The 20,956-nt window shown below is 62.2% G+C and carries 16 protein-coding genes; 6 read left to right on the top strand and 10 right to left on the bottom strand.

Annotation, left to right across the window (positions count from 1 at the left end):
• Positions 1–26 precede the first annotated feature (26 nt).
• The 3 genes from ACOMDU_RS03325 (at position 27) to ACOMDU_RS03335 (ending at position 4,009) form a co-directional block, all read left to right on the top strand.
• Positions 27–1,031 carry an aspartate-semialdehyde dehydrogenase gene (locus ACOMDU_RS03325; protein WP_421129021.1) on the top strand — a complete coding sequence of 335 codons (1,005 nt, stop codon included), beginning with the start codon at positions 27–29 and terminating at the stop codon, positions 1,029–1,031.
• A 92-nt stretch (positions 1,032–1,123) separates the two neighbouring features.
• A complete protein-coding gene (locus ACOMDU_RS03330) occupies positions 1,124–2,722 on the top strand; it encodes a peptide ABC transporter substrate-binding protein (RefSeq protein WP_421129022.1) in 1,599 nt (532 codons plus the stop codon).
• Between the two features lie 102 nt (positions 2,723–2,824).
• A complete protein-coding gene (locus ACOMDU_RS03335) occupies positions 2,825–4,009 on the top strand; it encodes a M20 family metallopeptidase (protein ID WP_421129023.1) in 1,185 nt (394 codons plus the stop codon).
• A 45-nt stretch (positions 4,010–4,054) separates the two neighbouring features.
• Here the strand turns inward: ACOMDU_RS03335 and ACOMDU_RS03340 are convergent, their stop codons facing one another.
• Positions 4,055–4,195, bottom strand: a complete 141-nt coding sequence (locus tag ACOMDU_RS03340) for a hypothetical protein (protein WP_421129024.1) — start codon at positions 4,193–4,195, stop codon at positions 4,055–4,057.
• 42 nt (positions 4,196–4,237) lie between these two features.
• On the opposite strand from ACOMDU_RS03340, the gene ACOMDU_RS03345 reads away from it, so the two are divergent.
• The gene (locus ACOMDU_RS03345) at positions 4,238–5,428 is read left to right on the top strand and encodes an aldo/keto reductase (protein WP_421129025.1); all 1,191 of its coding nucleotides are present in this window, start codon (positions 4,238–4,240) and stop codon (positions 5,426–5,428) included.
• 44 nt (positions 5,429–5,472) lie between these two features.
• Here the strand turns inward: ACOMDU_RS03345 and ACOMDU_RS03350 are convergent, their stop codons facing one another.
• The 9 genes from ACOMDU_RS03350 to ACOMDU_RS03390 all read right to left on the bottom strand — a co-directional run bounded on the left by ACOMDU_RS03350 (position 5,473) and on the right by ACOMDU_RS03390 (position 17,162).
• The gene (locus ACOMDU_RS03350) at positions 5,473–7,218 is read right to left on the bottom strand and encodes a Na/Pi cotransporter family protein (protein WP_421129026.1); all 1,746 of its coding nucleotides are present in this window, start codon (positions 7,216–7,218) and stop codon (positions 5,473–5,475) included.
• A 157-nt stretch (positions 7,219–7,375) separates the two neighbouring features.
• Positions 7,376–8,407, bottom strand: a complete 1,032-nt coding sequence (locus ACOMDU_RS03355) for an ABC transporter permease (protein ID WP_421129027.1) — start codon at positions 8,405–8,407, stop codon at positions 7,376–7,378.
• Positions 8,404–9,720 (bottom strand): ABC transporter permease, encoded by a 1,317-nt coding sequence (locus ACOMDU_RS03360; protein WP_421129028.1) that lies wholly within the window; start codon positions 9,718–9,720, stop codon positions 8,404–8,406. Before ACOMDU_RS03360 ends, ACOMDU_RS03355 begins: the two co-directional genes overlap by 4 nt.
• Positions 9,717–11,267: an ABC transporter ATP-binding protein gene (locus ACOMDU_RS03365; protein WP_421129029.1), complete on the bottom strand. Its 1,551-nt coding sequence runs from the start codon at positions 11,265–11,267 to the stop codon at positions 9,717–9,719. The genes ACOMDU_RS03360 and ACOMDU_RS03365 overlap by 4 nt, the downstream gene beginning before the upstream one ends.
• Positions 11,268–11,446: 179 nt before the next feature.
• Entirely contained in the window at positions 11,447–12,616 is a 1,170-nt protein-coding gene (locus ACOMDU_RS03370; protein WP_421129030.1) for a BMP family lipoprotein, read from the bottom strand.
• Positions 12,617–12,874: 258 nt separating this feature from the next.
• Positions 12,875–13,594, bottom strand: coding sequence for a purine-nucleoside phosphorylase (gene deoD, locus ACOMDU_RS03375; protein WP_421129031.1), 720 nt, complete (start codon positions 13,592–13,594; stop codon positions 12,875–12,877).
• 18 nt (positions 13,595–13,612) lie between these two features.
• On the bottom strand, positions 13,613–14,275 hold the full coding sequence (gene deoC, locus ACOMDU_RS03380; protein WP_421129032.1) for a deoxyribose-phosphate aldolase: 663 nt from the start codon (positions 14,273–14,275) through the stop codon (positions 13,613–13,615).
• Positions 14,276–14,419: 144 nt separating this feature from the next.
• Positions 14,420–15,580, bottom strand: a complete 1,161-nt coding sequence (locus ACOMDU_RS03385) for a DEAD/DEAH box helicase (protein ID WP_421129034.1) — start codon at positions 15,578–15,580, stop codon at positions 14,420–14,422.
• 220 nt (positions 15,581–15,800) lie between these two features.
• Positions 15,801–17,162 (bottom strand): S1C family serine protease, encoded by a 1,362-nt coding sequence (locus ACOMDU_RS03390; RefSeq protein WP_421129035.1) that lies wholly within the window; start codon positions 17,160–17,162, stop codon positions 15,801–15,803.
• Between the two features lie 1,046 nt (positions 17,163–18,208).
• Here ACOMDU_RS03390 and ACOMDU_RS03395 point away from each other — a divergent pair.
• Complete coding sequence (locus tag ACOMDU_RS03395) at positions 18,209–19,795, top strand: NAD(P)/FAD-dependent oxidoreductase (RefSeq protein ID WP_421129036.1); 1,587 nt, start codon at positions 18,209–18,211, stop codon at positions 19,793–19,795.
• A complete protein-coding gene (locus tag ACOMDU_RS03400; RefSeq protein ID WP_421129037.1) occupies positions 19,792–20,760 on the top strand; it encodes a D-2-hydroxyacid dehydrogenase in 969 nt (322 codons plus the stop codon). Before ACOMDU_RS03395 ends, ACOMDU_RS03400 begins: the two co-directional genes overlap by 4 nt.
• Positions 20,761–20,956: the final 196 nt, after the last annotated feature.

Here is a 20,956-nt window from a genome sequence, read left to right on the forward strand (position 1 = left end):
CGATATCGAGAAAAGGAGTACATCATATGAAAAAGTATAAAGTTGCTATTCTGGGCGCCACCGGCGCGGTGGGCCGCGAGATGATGAAGGTACTGGCCGAGCGCGATTTCCCCATCGAGGAGCTGCACCTGCTGGCGTCGGCCCGGTCCGTGGGACAGGCTGTCCACTGGAAGGGCCACGACCTCCCCGTGGAGCTGGCCTGTGACGAGGCCTTCAGGGGCATGGACATCGTGCTGGGCGCGGCGGAGAACGACATCGCCAAGCAGTTCGCCCCGGCCATCGTCAAGGCGGGCGCGGTGTTCGTGGATAACTCCAGCGCCTTCCGCATGGACCCGGATGTGCCCCTGATCGTGCCGGAGATCAATCCGGAGGACGTGAAGAAGCACAAGGGCATCATCTCCAACCCCAACTGCACCACCATCGTTTCGCTGGTGGCCATCAACGCCCTGAACCACGACAGCCCCATCGAGAGCATCGTGGCCAGCAGCTACCAGGCGGTGTCCGGCGCCGGCGCCGGCGGCCCCATCGAGCTGATGGACGAGGTGGAGCTGCTGCGGGAGGGCAAGCCGGTGGAGCCCAAGGTGTTCCAGTACCAGATCGCCTACAACGTCATCCCCCAGATCGGCGGCGAGGCCTTTGAGGGCTATACCTCCGAAGAGATGAAGATGCAGAACGAGGGCCGGAAGATCATGCACCTGCCGGAGCTGAAGGTCAGCTGCACCTGCGTCCGCGTTCCTGTGGTACGGAGCCACAGCGTGTCCATCGTGGTGCGGACCAAGGAGAAAATCAGCGTGGAGCGCGCCCGGGAGCTGATCGCCGCCGCCCCCGGCTGCCGGCTGGTGGACGACCTGGCCAACAAGCGCTATCCCATGCCGCTGGAGACCAGCGACCAGGACCTGGTGTTCGTGGGCCGTATCCGGGACGACCTGACCAGCGACAACGGGCTGAACATCTGGTGCTGCGGCGACCAGGTACGCAAGGGCGCGGCCACCAACGCCGTGCAGATCGCCCAGCTGCTGATCGCGGAGTAATTGTAAACAAAGTGAGGCCGCCCGGAGGGCGGCTTTACTTTTGGCGCAAAACCATATATAATGGGGAAAAGTCTATTCCCGGAGGAAGTCCTATGAAACGATGGAAGCGGGGCGCGGCCATGCTGCTGTGCCTGTGTATGATGGCGGCGCTGCTGGCCGGCTGCGGCCGCGGCCGCAGCGGCGAGAGCACCGCGTCGGTGGTGATGACCGGCAGCGTGTCCACGGTGGACCCGGCCTATGCCGCCACACAGGCGGAGCGCACCCTGGTGCTGCACCTGTTCGACAACCTGTACCGCTGGACGGCGGAGGGCGCGGTGCCCGCAGCGGCCCACGCCTACGACTGCACGGACAACGAGGACGGCACGCAGACGTACACGTTCCACCTGCGGCGCGACGGCAAGTGGTCCGACGGCAGCGACGTGACGGCAGAGGATTTCGTGTACGCCTGGCGGCGGCTGACAGCACCGGAGACGGACAGCCAGGAGGCGGATATCCTGTCCATGGTGGCGGGCTATGAGGACGCCCACGCGGGCGACCCGGAGGCGCTGGGCGTATACGCCGAGGACGAGCACACCTTCGTGGTGACGCTGAGCACGATGTGCCCGTACTTTGTGGACGCGGTGTGCACAGCGGCGGCCACCATGCCGGTGCAGCAGAAGGCTGTGGAAGGCGGCGAGGGCTGGAGCGCCAGCCGGACGTGGTTCGTGGGCAACGGGCCGTACCGCCGCACCGGCGACTGGAGCGACAGTCTCTTCGCCACGCTGGTGAAGCAGGAGGACCACTATAACGCGCGGCAGGTGCGCGCGGACCGGATCGAGATCCGGTTCAAGAGCGCGGCGGAGGCCGCCAAGGACGCGGGCACCGCGGACGCGGTCATCGGCGCGGCAGGAGAGGACGGCACCTACGGCGGCAGCAGCACCGTGGGCGTGCTGCTCATCAACCAGATGGCCACCAACATGGACCGGACGGAGCTGCGGCAGGCCATGAGTCTGGTCATCGACCGGGATGCGGCGGCCGGCGCTCTGGGCGCGGACTATGCCGCCGCGGAGGGGCTGGTGCCCCACGGCATACGCACCGCCGGAGGCGAGGAGTTCCGGGCGGTCAACGGCGCGGTGATCGACTGCGAGGCGGATACCTACACGGACCGGTGCAGTCAGGCGCTGGAGCTGATGACGCAGGCGGGCCTGCGGCGGCCGGAGGCGCTGATAAGCCTGGGGACGGTGACGCTGCTGTACCGGAATACGCCGGCGCAGACGGCACTGGCCCAGCGGCTGCAGAAGGTGTGGCAGGAAAAACTGGGACTGAGCGTGACCCTGCAGGGTGAGGATGCGGAGACGTATCAGCAGCTGCTCAGCAGCGGCGCGTTCACCCTGGCCCTGACGGAGCTGGACGCGCTGTACAACGATGCATCAGCCTATCTGGACCTGTGGCGCAGCGGCGACACGCGGAACTACGCGCTGATCTACATGAACGCCTATAACATTCTGATGCGGGTGGCGGCGGCCAGCACCTCCGCCGAGGCGCGGGACGCCTATTTGAAGGATGCGGAGTGGCTGCTGCTGGACACGGCCAACGTGATACCGCTGTATGAGAAGGGGCAGGCCTACGCCCTGCGCGGCGACGTGACCGGCGTGGTGTCCGACGGCATGGGTGCGTGGTACTTCGGCGCGCTGTGGCGCGTGGAGCAATAAGTGAAAAACGCCCGGACCAACAGGCGTTAAACGCCTGCCCGCTATACTGTACGGAGAAAGCGCATATTTCCGGCCCCACAGCAGAAAGGAGCGATCATACTGATGATAGAAAAAGCTGAGGTCACAGCACTTTTGCAGCAGCTCACGGCCATCAAAAGCGAATATTTCCATGAGGACGAGATCATGGCCTTCGCCAGGGATTGGCTGTGCCGGCAGGGACTGCCCGCACAGCTGCACGAATACCACGATGCCAAGGTCACAGATTTCCATGGAAAAAATGTCATCGCCGTTATCGACGGCGGCAGACCCGGACCGGTCATCTGCCTGAACGGCCATCTGGACACCGTGCAGCTGTGCGGCGGTTGGACCCGCGATCCCTACGGCGAGCTGGACGGCGACAGGCTCTATGGTGTGGGCGCGCTGGACATGAAATCCGGCTGCGCCGCGCTGATGGTCACGGCCGCCCGCTTCGCCGCCGCCCATAAGACCTTCGCCGGGAAGATCAAGCTGGCGCTGGTCTCTGACGAGGAGGGCCCCTACGGCCTGGGCACCAATGCCCTCATCGAGGACGGCTATCTCTCCGACGTGGACTTCTCCATCATCACCGAGCCAAGCGCCGGCTTTGACGGCAAGCCCTTCCCCGATGTCTGCCTGGGTGCCCGGGGCGGCTATGGTCTGGAGATCCGCTTCTACGGAAAGTCCGCCCACGCGGCCAACCCGGAAAAGGGCCACAGCGCCCTGCTGGACGCGGCCAAGGTGGCGCAGGCCCTGGAGCAGGTGGACTATGTTGAGGACCCGCACCTGGGCAAGGGCACCTGCTGCGTGGTGGGCATCAACGCCGACGGCGGCGCGTGCAGCGTGCCGGACTTCGCCGTGCTCCACCTGTTCTGGCACATCGTGGTGGGCGAAAGCCCGGACACCATCGTCCGCGAGATCGAAAAGGCCGTGCAGCGCGCCGGTATCACCGGGCGGTATGAGATCTGCTTCCGCGAGGCGCCGTCCGAGGGCTCCCGGGGCTTCATGCCCTACACCGTCCCCCAGGACGAACCCATGACCGTCTCCCTGCTGGAGTCCATCCGCAAGGTCACCGGCAAGGAACCCACCATCTCCTACTTCGCCAGCATCGGCGATTTCAACTACCTGGGCACACGGCTGGGCGCGCCGGCCATCATCTTCGGCGCCGACGGCGAGAACTATCACAGCAGCGACGAATACGTCCTGCTGGACTCCGTCCACCAGACCGCCGAGGCCGTTTACGACTTCCTGGAGAAAACACTGCTGCCCTGAGCAAGCAAAACCACCCCCGGCGAGGAGCCGGGGGTGGTCTGTTTTTCAGAAGGTCATCTCCAGTCCGCACTTCAGCTGGTGCAGTCTGTCGCCCAGGACCGTCTCCATCACGCCGCAGGCCCTCTCCCGGGTGCAGCGGCGGCGCAGGCGTACTGCACGGCCAATTCCACTCTTGCGCTCCGGCATTTTTCGCGGTAAAATAGCACCACAAAAAAGGAGGGCAATGCCATGATCTATCGTGATTTTCAGGACCTGCACCTGTCCCTGCTGGGCTTCGGCACCATGCGCCTGCCCACCACGGCGGACGGCACCATCGACGAGGACACCACCCAGGCGATGGTGGACTATGCGCTGGCCCACGGCGTCAATTATTTCGACACCGCCTGGCCCTATATGCAAAATCTGTCCGAGACGGTGGTGGGCCGCTGCCTGAAAAAGCATCCCCGGGACAGCTTCTACCTGGCCACCAAATACCCCGGCCATATGCTCACCTGCGACCCGGACCCGGCGGACATCTTTGCCCAGCAGCTGGAGAAGTGTCAGGTGGACTACTTCGATTTCTACCTGCTGCACAACGTCTATGAAAACGACGTGGATATCTACACCGATCCCCGGTGGGGCATCATCGACTATTTTGTGGAGCAGAAGCGCCTGGGCCGCATCAAGCACCTGGGCTTTTCCACCCACGCGGACCTTCCCTGCCTCACCGCTTTTCTGGAGCGCTATGGCAGGGAGATGGAGTTCTGTCAGATCCAGCTGAACTATCTGGACTGGACCATCCAGCGGGCCAGGGAGAAATACGAGCTGCTGGAAAAGCACCATATCCCCGTCTGGGTCATGGAGCCGGTCCGCGGCGGCAAGCTGGCCGCCCTGGATGCCGACAGTGAACAGCAGCTCCACGCCCTTCGCCCCAACGCCAGCATCGCCTCCTTCGGCTTCCGCTGGCTCCAGGGACTGGATAACGTCCACATGGTCCTCTCCGGTATGTCCGACATGGCGCAGATGGCGGATAATGTGGCCACCTTCGAGCACCTCGACCCCCTCTCCCCCGCTGAGGAGGCGATCCTCTTTGCTGCGGCGGATAAGATGAAGAATTCCATCCCCTGCACTGCCTGCCGCTACTGCTGTGACGGCTGTCCCCAGCAGTTGGATATCCCGGATCTGCTGCACAAGTACAACCAGCTCCGCACCGGCAGCGGCAGCACCATCAAGATGCAGCTGGACGCGGTGCCCGCGAACAAGTGGCCTCACGCCTGTCTGGGCTGCGGCGCCTGCACCGCTGTCTGCCCCCAGAAGATCGTCATTCCCGATGAACTGGCAGCCTTTGCCGCCGAGCTGGACAAGCTGCCCGACTGGGTGGAGGTCTGCCGCCAGCGGGCGGAGGCCGAGGCGCGGGAGCGCGCCTCCCGCGGGCTGTAAGCGCACAAGAAGAAGTCCCTCCCGGCGGGAGGGACTTCTTTTGTTTACACCTGATATTTCGCCGCGCAGCGTTGGTACTGCTCCCGGAAGTTCGGGTCCCGGCGCCGCGCCGCATCCAGCGTGGCGTGCATATTCAGATCGTGGTGGGCGGCGTCGATCACGCACCCGGCGATATTGGAGCAGTGGTCCGAGGTACGCTCCAGATCCGTCAGCAGGTCGGACCAGACAAAGCCTGCCTCGATGCTGCACTGGCCTTGCTGCATCCGCAGGATATGTCGGGTACGCAGCTGCTCCTTCAGATCGTCGATGACCTGCTCCAGCGGCTCCACCTGCCGGGCGGCGGTCATATCCTGCTCCCGGAAGGCGTCCAGCGCCCGCATGAGGATATCGTTGACCGCGGCGGACATCACGCTCAGCTCCCGCTTCGCCTCGTCGCTGAAGGCCAGCCCCTTCTCCCGCAGCTCCTCCGCCGACTCCAGCACGTTCACCGCATGGTCGGAGATACGCTCAAAATCGCCGATGGCCTTCAGCAGCTCCGCGGACTCCTCGCTCTCCTGCTCACCCAGCTTCTGGGCGCTGAGCTTTACCAGATAGGTGCCCAGCACGTCCTCGTAGTGGTCGCAGCGGCTCTCATCCTCCCGGATGGCGGAGGCCAGCGCTTCGGTGTAGTGGTCAAAGCTCCGCAGGGCGTTTTGCAGCGCCCGCACGGCAACCTCCGCCATCTCGCAGGTGACGACCCGGCAGCGCTCCAGCGCCACGGCCGGTGTGGTCAGCAGGCGCTGGTCCAGCTCCACCGTTTTATCGGCCGCGTGGGCCTTATCCGGCACCAAGCGGATAGCCAACTTCTCCAGCAGGTCGCCGCAGGGCAGCAGTATGGCCGTACACAAGATATTGAACACCGAATGGGCCACAGCGATACCCGCCATAGACGCCGCCTTGTTCAGCAGTACCGGGGCAAAGATGGCCTTGACGATGCAGAACACCGTCAGCAGCACCGCCACGCCGATCACATTGAACATCAGATGCACCACGGCCGCCCGCTTGGCGTTTTTGTTGGTGCCGACGCAGGAGATCAGCGCCGTGACGCAGGTACCGATGTTCTGGCCCATGATAATGGGCACCGCGGCGGCGTAGCTGACCTGGCCGGTAGAGGCCAGCGCCTGCAAAATACCCACCGAGGCGGAGGACGACTGGATGATCGCCGTCAGCACCGCGCCCACCAGCACGCCCAGCAGCGGGTTTGTAAAGGCCAAAAACAGCTCTGCAAACCCCGGCACGTCCTTCAGCCCCGCCACCGCGGCGCTCATGGTGTCCATGCCGAACATCAGCGTGGCAAAGCCAAGCAGAATGGAGCCAGTCTCCTTTTTCCGGCTGTCCTTGCAGAACATATAGAAAATGATGCCGATCAGCGCCAGCACCGGCGTAAAGGCGGTGGGCTTCAGCAGCTGCAGCCACACGCTGCCGCCGTCGATCCCCGCCAGGCTCAGCAGCCAGGCCGTCACCGTGGTGCCCACGTTGGCGCCCATGATAACATTGATAGCCTGCCGCAGGGTCATCAGCCCGGAGTTCACGAAGCCCACCACCATGACGGTGGTGGCCGATGAGCTCTGAATGATGGCGGTGATGCCCAGTCCGGTCAGGAAACCGGCACCCACGCTGCCGGTCATTTTATCCAGCAGCGTCCGCAGCTTGCCGCCGGCCCGGCGCTCCAGCGCCTGGCCCATGAAATTCATGCCGAACAGAAACAGGCACAGCCCGCCCAGCATGGTCAGCGCATGAAAAATATCCATTTTCTTTCCCTCAACTTTACATTTTCTCAGATGTCACCTTATTGTCCATCTACATTGTACGGTATAAATGTCAAGTTCGCAGGCCATCTTTTGTAAAATCCATGTAAAACAGCGCAAAAAGAAGCACCCGTACGGGTGCTTCTTTTTTATGCTTCTTTTACCGCTGGCCCTTGTCGTAGGGGATACCCTCCGCCTTGGGTGCGCGGGATTTCTTGGATGTGAAGGCCAGCACCACCAGCGTGATCAGGTACGGCAGCATACGGTACACGTGGGAGCTGATGCCGATCTCCGCCAGCCAATACACGCCGTCGCCGTTGATATCCAGGCTGGAGTACGCCGCGGCGATACACTTGAACAGGCCGAACAGCAGCGACGCCCCGGCGATGTTCAGCGGCTTCCAGTTACCGAAGATCATAACGGCCAGCGCCAGGAAGCCGAAGCCCGCCACATCGCCGTTGGCCGTGCAGTTGGCCGTGGTCAGGGCGTAGACAAAGCCGCCCATGCCGGCCAGCGCGCCGGAGATGGTCGTACCGGCATAGCGCATCTTGTACACGTTGATACCCACGGAGTCCGCCGCCTGGGGATTTTCACCGCAGGAGCGCAGCCGCAGGCCAAACCGGGTCTTGTACAGCAGGATCGACAGCACCACGAAAATGATGATGCAGACATAGGTCGCCAGATACACCTTGTGCAGGAAGGTATTGCCCAGGAAGCCCAGGTCGTCCGTCTTCGCGTAGCCCAGAGTGGTCTTCTTGATCATGAACCAACTGGCCGCATCGCCGGTGGCCATTTGCAGGGTGTTCTGGTTGGCGATGATACGGATGAGGAACAGCACCAGGGCCGGAGCCATCAGGTTCAGCGCCGTACCGCCGATGGTCTGGTCCGCCCGCAGATTTACGGAGGCAAAGCTCAGCAGCAGGGAGAAAATGGCGCCGAATATGGCCGCCACCAGCATAGCCAGCAGCTCAAAGCCCTGCAAAGCCACCCAGTCGCCGGCAGCCTTGGCCGCGTCGTAGACATGGTTGGTCTGCATGATGTTCACGAACAGCACGCCGATAAACGCACCCAGGATCATAATACCTTCCAACGCCAGGTTGATGATACCGCTGCGCTCGGCGAACACGCCGGCCAGCGCCACGATCATCAGGGGAACGGCGTAGATCATGGTCTGTTGGATCAGAAATGTCATGCCTGCCCCCCTCCTTCCTCCGGCTGCTCAGGTACCTGCGGTGCTTCCTCCATCGGTATGTCCGGTATGTCCTCCGGCGGCACATCCAGTGGCGGTGTCTCCGCCTCTGCCGGTATATCCGCCGTGGTGGTCTTGTTGGCCTCCACGACGAGCTTCTTTTTCCGTCCGGTCAGCATCATCTGGATGAGCAGAGAGAAGGCGGACAGATACACGATGACGGAGATGATCACGTCGGTGATGTACTCGTTGTAGGCGGTCAGGTTGGTCAGCTGCAGACCGACGATATCCAGCATGGCCATGAAGATGCCGGTGAAAATGACCGCGATGGGGTTGTTCACCGCCAGCAGGGCCACGGGGATTCCGTTAAAGCCCACGCCGGGCAGGGCCTGGTAGGTGTTCCAGTAGAACTCGGTGTTGCCGCTGAGCCAGTACAGCGCGGCGCCGGCGCCGGCCAGCGCGCCGGCAATGGCCATGGACAGCACGATATTGCGCTTATCGGGGATACCGGCGTAGCGGGCCGCATGGCGGTTGGCGCCGCAGGCCTTCAGCTCATAGCCGAACACCGTCTTCTCCATGATAATGTACACCACGATGGCCAGAATGATGGCCACCAGAATACCGGCATTGACCTGGGAGCCGGGAAACAGCTGATCCAGTCCCAGCTTGGGTGTGGCCACACCGTTGAAGGTGGTCTTGTAGATGTAACCGGACTTCGTGCCCTCTGTTACGTTCTTGAAGCTGCTGATATCAAACATCCAGGTGACAAGATTGGCTGCGATCCAGTTGGTCATGATGCAGGCCAGCACCTCGTTGATATTCAGCAGCGCCTTCAGCAATCCGGGGATCGCACCCCACAGGGCGCCAGCCAGCATACCGCCCAGAAAGGCCAGCAGCCAGATGATGCCAACGGGCACGGACTCGGAGGGGATGCCCAGCGCGACGGACAGCGAGACAAGCGTACCCATCAGATACTGGCCGGGTGCGCCGATATTGAACAGGCCCGTCTTGAAGGCCACCGCCACGGAAAGGCCGGTCATGATCAGCGGCATGGCGCGGAAGAGCATATTGCCCACATTCTGGGCGTTAAAGCCCCAGGTCAGCGCGCCCGCAGCGTCGCGGCCTGTGCTGAGGATGCCGGCAAAAATCAGGCGGACGCCCTCCCACATACCGGCGGTGGTGATCTTCTGCTCCGCCAAGCCCACAATAATGACCACGATGCTGCCCAGCAGCAGGCCGGCCAGGATGGACAGCAGAGAGGCCAGGACTTTCTTGGTGCCATTCTTGGCATACAGATCTGTCAGTTTTTGTTTCACGCCGTCTCACCCTCTTTCTTGTCCGCCCGCTTGGCGCCGGCCATATAGAGGCCCAACTCCTGCACGGTGATCTGCTTCGGGTCGAACTCACCCACGACTTCACCCTCGTACATGACCAGAATGCGGTCGGAAAGGCTCATGACCTCGTCCAGCTCCAGGGATACCAGCAGCACTGCCTTGCCGGCATCACGCTGCTTTACCAGTTCCTTGTGTACGTTTTCGATCGCGCCCACGTCCAGGCCGCGGGTAGGCTGGACCGCCACGATCAGCGGCTTGTTGCGGTCCACCTCGCGGGCGATGATCGCCTTCTGCTGGTTGCCGCCGGACATACTGCGGGCGGTGGTCACGGGGCCCTGTCCGCTGCGGATATCGTATTCCTCGATCAGCCTCTCAGCGTAGGCACGCACCGCGTCCTTTTTGATGAAGCCGCCCTTTTCGAATTCCGGCTCCTTATACCGCTGCAGCACCAGGTTCTGCTCCAGCGTAAAATCCAGCACCAGGCCGTGCTTGTGCCGATCCTCGGGGATGTGGCTCATACACTCTCCACGGCGACGGATGCTGGCGTGGGAGATATCCTTGCCGCACAGCGTCACCGTGCCGCCATTGCTCTTATCCAGGCCGGTGAGCGCGTGAATGAACTCCGTCTGTCCGTTGCCGTCGATACCGGCGATACAGAGTATCTCGCCGGCGCGTGCATCAAAGCTGACATGGTCCACGGCGTTGCGCTTGTGGGTATGAGAGGGCACACACAGATCCCGGACCTTCAGCACCACATCCGTGGGCTTGGCCGGCTCCTTTACGACCTCCAGCTGCACCGGGCGGCCCACCATCATGTTGGACAGCTCCTGCTTGTTGGTGTCGCAGGTGTTCACGGTACCCACATAGCGGCCCTTACGCAGAACCGTCACCCGGTCCGCCACCGCCATGATCTCGTTGAGCTTGTGGGAGATGAAGAGGATGGATTTCCCCTCCGCCGTCAGGTTCTTCATAATGGCCATCAGCTCGTCGATCTCCTGGGGCGTCAGCACGGCGGTGGGCTCGTCGAAGATGAGGATCTCGTTGTCGCGGTAGAGCATCTTCAGGATCTCGGTACGCTGCTGCATACCCACAGTGATATCCTCCACCTTGGCGTCCAGGTCCACGTGCAGGCCGTACCGCTTGGAGAGCTCCTCGACCTTCCTCCGCGCTTCCTTTTTCTGCAGGAAGCCGCACTTCGTCGTTTCGGCGCCCAGAATGATGTTGTCCAGCACGGAGAATACCTCCACCAGCTTGAAGTGCTGGTGGACCATGCCGATACCCAGTGCCGTGGCATCGTTGGGATCGTTGATCTTCACCGTCTGGCCGTTCTTGCGTATCTCACCCGCCTCGGGCTGGTACAGGCCGAACAGCACGCTCATCAGCGTGGATTTGCCGGCGCCGTTTTCGCCCAGCAGCGCGTGGATCTCTCCCTTTTTCAGTTGGAGGGTGATATCGTCGTTGGCCTTGATGCCGGGGAACTCCTTGGTAATGTGAAGCATCTCGATCACATACGTGGGAGTCTTATCCATGCCGCCACCTACTTTCCTCTATTATTTTGCCTAATGGCGATAAAGGCATAAATTTATTATATAGCATATATGCACAGATTGCAAGAAAAACAGCGGCGTTTTACTCCTCGCATCACGGCGCTTGACGCAAAAAAAAGAGACGCCCGCAGGCGTCTCTTTTTTTGTTAAGTACGTTCCGATTACTTGACCAGGTTCAGGGTCAGGCTGTCGGTGCTGTCCAGCTTGGAGTAGTCGTTGTCGACGACCAGAGAACCATCGGCCATCTTGGCCAGCATGGCGTTGTAGTCGTCCACAGTCCACTTGGTCAGGGACCAGGTAGCGGTGGGCAGGCCCACAGCGTTGTCCTTGGCGCCCAGGGTCACAAAGGTGCCGCCGATCTCGTCGAAGGAACCGTCATAGACCTTGCCGCAAGCCCACTGCACGGAGGCGGACAGGCCCTTCATAGCGGAGGTGATAACGGTATCGGACTGGCTGGACTGGTCAACGTCCACGCCCACCACGGCGCCGTCGTTAGCGGCAGCGGCAGCGGCGACAGACTGGAACATATTACCGCCGCAGGCGAAGATGACCTCGGTGCCGTTCTCATACCAGCCGGAAGCCATGGTCTGCAGCTCGGTGGAAGCGGCGAAGGAAGCGCCATACAGCCAGGAGTAGTTCATCTCGACCTTCACGCCCATCTCAGCAGCAGCAGCGGAAGCGCCCTGCACGAAGCCGTAGCCGTAACGGCAGCAAGCGGGGTTGTCGCCGCCGCCACCACCGGTGAAGCCCAGCTTGGTGTAGCCTTCCTTAACAACAGCGTAACCGGCCAGATAGCCGCACTGCTCTTCCTGGAAGCAGATGCCCAGAACGTTCTTCAGGGCGGTGCCGTCCTCGGTGGTCACAGCGCTGTCGCGGTCCACGAACACGAACTTGACATCGGTGAACTCAGCAGCGGCCTTGGTCAGGGCAGTGGCCTGCATAAAGCCGGCAGCCACGATGACCTTGGCGCCGCCCTCGGCAGCAGCCTTCATGGCATCGTAACGGTCGTCATCGGTAGCCTGGTCGCCGTTGGCGGGCTGATAGTACTTGTAGCTCAGGCCGTTGTTGGCAGCGTACAGCTTCACGCCGTCGAAGGTGCCCTGGTTGAAGGACTTATCCTTCAGCTGGCCCACGTCGGTGACGAAAGCGATCTCGTACTTGCCATCCTCGGAGGTCATCTCATCGGCGATCTCGTCGGCGTTGGTGATCTCGGTGACTTCGGGATTGTTGCCCTGGTTGTCGTCGGTCTTGGGGTCGTCCTTCTTGTCGCCGCAAGCGACCAGGGACAGCGCCATAACCAGAGCCAGGATCATAGCAAGAAACTTCTTCATGGTTATTCTACCTTCCTCAATTTTTTTATTTTCGCGCCTTGCGGCGGGAAAACCATCATTTCGGCACGGGGTCTTCCTCCCCCTGTGCCTTGCGCATTATAGCAGACTTTTTCGCCTTTGGCAAGGGAAAAACGCATTTTGCGGGCGAATTGTAAACAAATGTAATCAAAAATTTACACTTTGTTTCTACAAAACGCACAAATGTGCTGTTGATAACGACAGCACAGAGCATTACACCCTGTGCTGTCACACAAACGCTTATTCCCTTGCGGCCATCTTGACCGCCGCCTCCAGCGCGATCTTCATCATATTGGTGAAGGTGGTCTGGCGCTCATCGGCGGACAGCTCGGTGCCGTTGACCAGGTTGTCGGAGATGGAGCAGATGGCCAGCGCCCGCTTGCCGGTATAGGCGGCGGTGCAGTACAGACCGGCGGCCTCCATCTCCACGGCCATAACGCCCATCTTGGCGAAGCGCATGTTGCGCCCGGCGGCGTCATAGAACGTGTCGGAGGAATACAGGTTGCCCACGGGCATCTTGACGCCCAGCTCCCTGGCGCTCTCCACGGCGGCCATCAGCAGGTCAAAATCGCAGATAGGGGCGAAGGAGCCGCCCAGCTCATACTGGCTGGCAAAGTCGGAATTGGTGCAGGCGCCCTGGCCGGCCACCACGCTGCCCAGCTCCAGGTCGGCACGCATGGCACCGGCGCTGCCCACGCGGATAATGTTCTCCACATCATACTGGGTGTACAGCTCGTAGGAATAGATGCCGATGGACGGGATGCCCATGCCGCTGGCCATGACGGACACCGGCACGCCCTTGTACGTGCCGGTATAGCCCTGCACACCGCGGACGTTGTTCACCAGCTTCGGCTCGGTGAGGAACGTCTCGGCAATGAACTTGGCCCGCAGCGGATCGCCGGGCATGAGAACGGTCTTGGCGAAATCGCCCTTGTTGGCGTTATTGTGGGGAGTCGGCATAGTGGTTCCTCCTTATATTTACTGTTCCATGGCCTTCACGGCCTTGACGATGCGGCTGGTGCCCAGACGGTCGGCACCCAGTGCGATGAAGTCGCGGGCGTCGTTGAGATCTGCGATGCCGCCGGCGGCCTTGATCTTCACATGGGGAGCGACATGCTTTTTGAACAGAGCTACGTCCTCACGGGTAGCCCCGCCGCCGCCGAAGCCGGTGGACGTCTTGATATAGTCCGCGCCGGACTCGGACACCACGCGGCACATCTCGATCTTCTCCGCGTCCGTCAGCAGGCAAGTCTCGATGATGACCTTCAGCAGCTTACCGCCGCAGGCGGCCTTGATCTGGCGGATCTCATCCAGCACCTTGTCGTACAGGCCGTCCTTCACCCAACCGATGTTGATGACCATGTCCACCTCGGACGCACCGTTTTTCACAGCGTCGGCAGCCTCGAAGCACTTGGCGGCGGTGGTGTCGTAGCCGTTGGGGAAGCCGATAACGGTGCAGACGGCGATCTTGCCGTCCACATATTCCGCCGCCTGCTTCACATAGCTGGCGGGGATGCAGACGCTGGCACAGCCGTACTTGATGCCGTCGTCGCAGATGGCCTTGATCTCATTCCAGGTGGCACCTTGTGCCAGCAGCGTGTGGTCCACGCGGGAGAGGATATTCTTCAACTCTTCGTTCATTATCTTCGCTCCTTTTCGGGATTTTGCGGCTATATGTGTATATTGTACCACACACCGCGCGAAATAGCAACCCGCGCGGCCCAACGGCGCCCACCTGCTGCCGTTCCGTAAAAAAGGACCCGCCTGCTGAAGTGCGCTCTTTTCTCATTTCTCGCCGACAGTCACACTGCCGTCCTCGCCCAGCACGGCGGGCACGATGGTGCTCCGCGTGTTCCGCGCGATGTTGTCCAGCCGCAGCCGGCTGGGGAAGTCGCTGAGCAGCGTGTACGCCACGCCGTGCTTCTTGGCCCGTCCCGTCCGGCCGATGCGGTGGATGTAATACTCGTTCTCCTCCGGCACCTCATAGTTGAACACCGCGTCCACATCGTCCACGTCGATGCCCCGGCTGGCCACGTCCGTGGCCACGAACACCCGCAGCTTTCCGTCCCGGAACCGCTGCATGACCTCCTCCCGCTTGCGCTGGGGAATGTCGCCATGGATGCACTGGGCGTCCACGCCCCGCATCTGTAAAAATTTTGTCAGCCGCTCCGTGCTGCCCTTGGTGTTGCAGAAGCAGATCACCCGGTCATAGTTCTCATGCGCCAGTATCTTCGCAATGGCGTCCACCTTCCCGTCGGAGGGAACCTCCAGCCGGTACTGCAAAATGTCCGGCTTGTTTTCCTTGGTGGCCTGCACCGTGATCTCCTCCGGGTCCCGCTGGTATACCCATGAGATGTCCATCACCTCCCGCGAGATGGTGGCGGAGAACATCCCCAGGTTTTTCCGGCTGGGGATCTTGTCCAGAATACGCGTCACGTCGTGGATAAAGCCCATATCCAGCATCCGGTCCGCCTCGTCCAGCACCACCGTCTGCACGCTCTTCAAATTCACGGTCCGCCGCTTCATGTGGTCGCTCAGCCGCCCCGGCGTGGCCACCACGATTTGGGGCCGCCGCTTCAGTGCGTCGATCTGCTTGCCAATGGGCTGTCCGCCGTACAGACATACCAGCCGAACGCCCTCGTGGCACACGGCGATGTCCCGCATCTCGTCGGTGATCTGCATGGCCAGCTCCCGCGTGGGTGCCAGAATGACCGCCTGCACCTCCTCACTCTCCCGGTCGATGCGCTCGATGATGGGGATGCCGAAGGCCATGGTCTTGCCCGTGCCGGTGGGAGCCTTGGCGATCACGTCCTTCCCCGCCAGCATGGGGGGGATGCACCCGGCCTGCACGGGGGTGCTGACGGTGTAGTGCTTATTTCGTATGGCGCGCATGGTGGCCTCTGACAGGCCAAAGCTCTCAAACGGTGCGCCCTGTGTTACTTCCATAGTCGTTTCCTCATTTTTCCACATAGTATACCAATAAAGAATTATACCATATCTGTCAACGCCTTGCAACCGCGCAAAAAACCGTCCCCGCCGGCGGGGTAGCTCCGGCAGGGACGGTGCGGGGGAAGCGAATGTGTGCTGGGAAACATGAAGAATGTGAAGAAGATCGTGGTATCTTGGCGGCATAGTGGTCAGTTATGCCGCTGTTCCCGGGCCGGTATCAGCCCCGGTTGCCGAAGAAGTAGTTATAAAACTCCTGCCAGTTCTCGGGGATCTGGCCGCTGTAACCGCCGTTATTACCGCCCTGAGAGGAGGTGTCCTCCTCCGTGTCGGTGCCGGTGATCTGGGGCTGTTGGTCGAAGGTGATGTCGGTGGTGATGTAGCTGCCGTCGCGGAACACGGTCAGGGTGGCGGTGTCGCCGGCGCGGTAGCTCTTCAGCGCCGCGGACAGATCCTGACGGCTGGTCAGCGTGGTGTCGCCCATCTTGGTGATCACGTCGCCCAGGCGCAGGCCGGCCTTGTCGCCGGCGCCGCCCTTGACGACGGAGTAGACGAACACGCCCTGATCGATGTCGATGCTGTACTGAGCGGCCATCTGGGAGTTCATGGTGCCCACGGTCACGGCCATGTATGCCTTGCCGGTGACGGCGCCGTTCTCCATGATGTCGGTTATGATGGACTTCACATCGTCAATGGGAATGGCGAAGCCCAGACCCTCCACCGTGGTGGAGGAGTAGGTGGAGTACTTGGCGGACACGATGCCCACCACCTCGCCGTACAGGTTCATCAGGGGGCCGCCGGAGTTGCCGGGGTTGATGGAGCAGTCCACCTGGATCATGTTGAAGGGGGTGCCGTCCACGTTGATGGCGCGGTTGCAGCTGGACACATAGCCGCCGCTCATGGAGAACGTCAGCTCGCCCAGGGGATTGCCGATGGCCAGCACGGAGTCGCCCACGTTCACATCGGCGCTGTTGCCCAATGTCACGGGGGTCAGCCCGGCGGCGTTGATCTTCAGCACCGCCACATCGTAGTCGCTGTCGCCGCCGATGACGGTGGCATCGTAGGTGTCGCCGTTATACAGCGTCACCTTCACGGAGGAGGCGCCGCTGATCACATGGTAGTTGGTGACGATGTAGCCGTCCTGACTGATGATGAAGCCGCTGCCGCTGGAGGCGGACTGGGTGGTTTGACCGAACACGTTGGTGGTGGTGGAGCAGTTGATGGACACGGTGGAGTTTACCGTGGAGGCATAGACCTCGGCGGGCTGCATCTTCGTCTTGCCGTCCACCTTCTTGATCTGCACGGCAGTGGCCGTGCGGTCACTCTCATTGATGGTGGTCTTGCCGCCGGAGGTGCTGCCGCCTGCCAGCGCCGCGCCGCCGTAGCCTGCCGCGCCGCCCACCACGGCGCAGGCCAGCACCAGCGCTGTGACCTTTACCCACGTCCTGTGGAAGAAGCCCTGCTTCCTCACCGGCGCGGTATACGTGTTCTCCTGCCGGGGTGCGGGCGCGTAGTCGTCGCGGGGCACCTCCCGGTTGGTGAAGCGGTACATATCGTTGTTGTTGAATTCGTCGTTATACATCGTAATGACCTCCTGTGTCGCAGTTTCGTATAAGGAGCGCTCTCCCATCTTGCCGCCGAGGGGAAAGCGTGGTATGATGGAGGAAGCAGACATGAAGAAGGGTGCCTGCTTCGAAGGGGCTCATTGCTCTTTCTGTTTTATAGCATACTCGCTTTCCTTAATTCTACCTTTAAGTTTTGCAGAAAAACCGTGAACTTTCTTTGAACACCCGCCCGCAGGCGCCAAGCCTTCCCCTTGATGGGTCCGCGGTGTTGAATGACACGCCGGTGGCGTGTCAGATCCGCGAACCGACCGACCCGCAGGGAGACAGGTGGCACGGCGAAGCCGTGGCGAATGAGGTGTCGCCGCGCAGCGGCGTAAAGCCCCCCCCGTACCCGCCGCAGGGGCTATTTCGCGCCCCGGCGCGAGCGCTTTCTTTGTCTCCGACGGCCCCATTTCTTCCAACAGCGGAAGAAATGGGGGGAAAGAACGCCGGCAGAAACTGCGTTTCTGCACTTCCTCAGCGCGCTACGCCTGTTCACTGCCACCCGCGCTTTCCCTCACGTAACCGGCGTTTTCCTGATCGTTGTCGGTCCCCCGACTGTGCCAGCACAGCTTTCCGCTGCCGCTGCCTGCTACTATGGTAAAAATTATTCGTTCTGCCGTGTCGCAGGCTAAGAAATAATTATATTCTGTGCCCAACGGGCACACCTACCTTTGCCGCCTTGCGGCGGCAAAGGCGCGATTTGATAATCGCCAAAAACGACCAGCGCACCAACCCCTACCCTCACCGCTGTCAGCGGCAGCGGCGCAAGCGGTACAAGCGATCCCTGAACCGACAATGTTACCCACTGCACTTCATGCGCGAGTACACACCGCCAAATTTGCACTTACCCGCCCCGCGCCAAGGGGTCCTTAGACCGTAGGTCTAAGCGACTTTCTTTCCCACATTTCTTTCTTCGCAGAAAGAAATGTGGCCGCCGGAGGCCGCCTCCCCGCCAGGGGAAAGCCAACTCGCCGCCGCGGCGGCGAACCCCCACCCGATCCTATAAAAAGGAGACGCACCCATGCTCCGTATCGACCAACTGCGCCTGCACCCCGGCCAGCAGGAGACGCTCCTGCGCGCCCGGTGCGCCAAGCTGCTCCGCGTGGCTCCGGCGGACATCACCGCCTGCACCGTTCTGCGAAAGGCCATTGACGCCCGCGAAGACCTGACCCTTGTCTACACGGTGTCCGTCTCTGTAAAAAACGAGGCCCAGGTCCTGCGCCGCTGCCGCGATAAGCGCATATCCGTCTATAAACAGGAAGTATACTTCCTGCCGCCGCCGGTGACGGCCCCGGCGGTCCGGCCCATCGTGGTGGGCGCGGGACCGGCGGGCCTGTTCGCTGCCCTGGTGCTGGCCCGCTGCGGCGCACGCCCTATTCTATTGGAGCGCGGCCGGCCGGTAGAACACCGTCAGGCGGACGTTGAGCGCTTCTGGTCCGGCGGCCCGCTGGACCCGGACAGCAATGTCCAGTTCGGCGAGGGCGGCGCCGGCGCCTTTTCTGACGGCAAGCTGAACACCGGTACGAAGGATCTGCGCCACCGCTTCATTCTGGAGACGTTGGTCCGCTGCGGCGCACCGGATACCATTTTGACCGACGCCAAGCCCCATGTGGGCACCGACAAGCTCCACATCGCCCTGCAGGCCCTGCGGCAGGAGCTGGAGGCGGCCGGGGCGGACATACGCTTCAACGCCCGGCTGGAGCATATACGGATACAGGACGGCGCGGTCAGCGCCGTCACCGTCTGCCAGAACGGGCAGACCTATGACCTGCCCGCCCGCCATGTGCTCCTGGCCCTGGGTCACAGCGCCCGGGATACCTTTGAAATGTTGCATCGCGTCGGACTGTATATGGAGCCCAAGCCCTTCGCCATGGGTGTCCGCATCGAGCACCGCCAGTCGGCCATCGATGCCGCCCAGTACCGTTCTCTGGCGGGCCACCCGGCCTTGCCCCCCAGCACCTACAAGCTGTCCTGCCACCTGCCCAACGGCCGCAGCGCCTTCAGCTTCTGCGTCTGCCCCGGCGGTCAGGTGGTGGCCGCCGCCTCCGAGCCGGGGCGCACCGTAACCAACGGCATGAGCGTCTATGCCCGTGATGGGGAGAACATCAACGGCGCGCTGCTGGTGAATGTCACGCCGGCGGATTTCCCCTCGGACCATCCCCTTGCAGGAATTGCCCTCCAGCGGCAGCTGGAGACGGCGGCCTACGCCCTCACCGGCGGCTTTGCCGCCCCCTGCCAGCGGGTGGCGGACTTTCTGACAGGCCGTCCCTCCGCCGGACCGGGGATCGTGCGCCCCAGCTACCGCCCCGGCGTGGTCTATACCGACCTGCGCCGCTGTCTGCCGGATTTTATCGGCGAGACGCTGGCCCTGGCCCTGCCGGTCCTGGGCCGTCAGCTTCGGGGCTACGATGACCCGGACGCCCTGCTCACCGGCGTGGAGACGCGCTCGTCCTCCCCGGTGCGCCTGGTGCGTAACGCGCACTATGAAGCCAATATACGCGGCATATTCCCCTGCGGCGAGGGGGCCGGCTATGCCGGCGGCATCCTCTCCGCTGCCGCCGACGGAATGCGCTGCGCGGAAAAACTCCTGGAGGTATATACAACATGAGAAAGATCGCCATCTATGACAGCTTCACCGAGCCCAAGCACCGCCGGCTCATCGACGAGACAGCGGCCCGCGCCGGCTTCACCGTGGACTACTACGCGGCCCCCGCCGCCGTCCCCGCGGACAAGCGGGGTGACTATGAGGTCATCTACGGTATGCCCAAGCCCGGTGAATTAAAGGACTTCGTGAACCTCAAGTGGTTCTGCGGCAGCTTTGCCGGCGTGGACGCTTATCTGGACGACAGCCTGTATCCCTCTCCCGAGGTCATGCTGTCCAACTCCTCCGGCGCCTACGGTGTCACCATCGCCGAGCACATGGTCATGGTCACGCTGATGCTCCTGCGCCACGCCCCGGCCTACTGCGCCGACCAGGCCGCCGGCCGCTGGGGCCGTGTGCTTCCCATGCGCTCCATTATGGGCAGCACCATCACCATCGTCGGCACCGGCGATATCGGCACCGAGTTCGCCCGCCGCGCCAAGGCCATGGGTGCTGCCGCCGTCCGCGGTGTCCGCCGCACCAAAAAGGCCGCCGACCTCGCCTTTGACGAGATCCATACCAACGACGAGCTGGACGCCCTCCTGCCGGATACGGATATCCTGGCCCTGGCCCTGCCCGCCACCGGTGAGACGAAGGGGTTTCTCTCCGCGGCGCGCCTCGCCCTGCTGCCGAAGACCGCCTATGTGGTCAACGTGGGCCGCGGCAGCGCCATCGACCAGGCCGCCCTTCTGGACGCCCTGAACCACGACCGTCTCGCCGGCGCGGCTCTGGATGTGTTTGAGCAAGAGCCCATCCCCGCCGGCGACCCGGCCTGGACGGCGAAGAACCTGCTCATCACCCCCCACATCTCCGGTCAGATGAGCCTGGGCTACACCCGCGATCGAAACGTGCAGCTTTTCTGTGAGGACCTGGAGCGCTACGGTCGGGGTGAGAAGCCCCTGCGTCTGGTGGACCGCCGGATCGGCTATTGAGCAGTCCCCATGTGCGCCCCCTGTGCAGGGGGCGCACATGAAGACGACCGTCCGGGCCTTCGTTTTTGGCCCCGAAAAGGGGGGCTGGAAGGAAGAGAAAAAGAACCTGACCCAACAGCGCATAAAAGGTGCATGAAAAGGCGCATGAGGAGCGCATAAAAAGTGTGAAGAAAGTATAGAAAAGGTACAGACATTG

Origin of the sequence: Vescimonas sanitatis (assembly GCF_049060325.1) — a bacterium.
Taxonomy (GTDB): Bacteria; Bacillota; Clostridia; order Oscillospirales; family Oscillospiraceae; genus Vescimonas; species Vescimonas sanitatis.

Excerpts from the sequence above, each read along its gene's own strand:
- ACOMDU_RS03325 (WP_421129021.1), top strand. The coding sequence starts at position 27 with ATGAAAAAGTATAAAGTTGCTATTCTGGGCGCCACCGGCGCGGTGGGC.
- ACOMDU_RS03330 (WP_421129022.1), top strand. The coding sequence starts at position 1,124 with ATGAAACGATGGAAGCGGGGCGCGGCCATGCTGCTGTGCCTGTGTATG.
- ACOMDU_RS03335 (WP_421129023.1), top strand. The coding sequence starts at position 2,825 with ATGATAGAAAAAGCTGAGGTCACAGCACTTTTGCAGCAGCTCACGGCC.
- ACOMDU_RS03340 (WP_421129024.1), bottom strand. The coding sequence starts at position 4,195 with ATGCCGGAGCGCAAGAGTGGAATTGGCCGTGCAGTACGCCTGCGCCGC.
- ACOMDU_RS03345 (WP_421129025.1), top strand. The coding sequence starts at position 4,238 with ATGATCTATCGTGATTTTCAGGACCTGCACCTGTCCCTGCTGGGCTTC.
- ACOMDU_RS03350 (WP_421129026.1), bottom strand. The coding sequence starts at position 7,218 with ATGGATATTTTTCATGCGCTGACCATGCTGGGCGGGCTGTGCCTGTTT.
- ACOMDU_RS03355 (WP_421129027.1), bottom strand. The coding sequence starts at position 8,407 with ATGACATTTCTGATCCAACAGACCATGATCTACGCCGTTCCCCTGATG.
- ACOMDU_RS03365 (WP_421129029.1), bottom strand. The coding sequence starts at position 11,267 with ATGGATAAGACTCCCACGTATGTGATCGAGATGCTTCACATTACCAAG.
- ACOMDU_RS03370 (WP_421129030.1), bottom strand. The coding sequence starts at position 12,616 with ATGAAGAAGTTTCTTGCTATGATCCTGGCTCTGGTTATGGCGCTGTCC.
- deoD (WP_421129031.1), bottom strand. The coding sequence starts at position 13,594 with ATGCCGACTCCCCACAATAACGCCAACAAGGGCGATTTCGCCAAGACC.
- deoC (WP_421129032.1), bottom strand. The coding sequence starts at position 14,275 with ATGAACGAAGAGTTGAAGAATATCCTCTCCCGCGTGGACCACACGCTG.
- ACOMDU_RS03385 (WP_421129034.1), bottom strand. The coding sequence starts at position 15,580 with ATGGAAGTAACACAGGGCGCACCGTTTGAGAGCTTTGGCCTGTCAGAG.
- ACOMDU_RS03390 (WP_421129035.1), bottom strand. The coding sequence starts at position 17,162 with ATGTATAACGACGAATTCAACAACAACGATATGTACCGCTTCACCAAC.
- ACOMDU_RS03395 (WP_421129036.1), top strand. The coding sequence starts at position 18,209 with ATGCTCCGTATCGACCAACTGCGCCTGCACCCCGGCCAGCAGGAGACG.
- ACOMDU_RS03400 (WP_421129037.1), top strand. The coding sequence starts at position 19,792 with ATGAGAAAGATCGCCATCTATGACAGCTTCACCGAGCCCAAGCACCGC.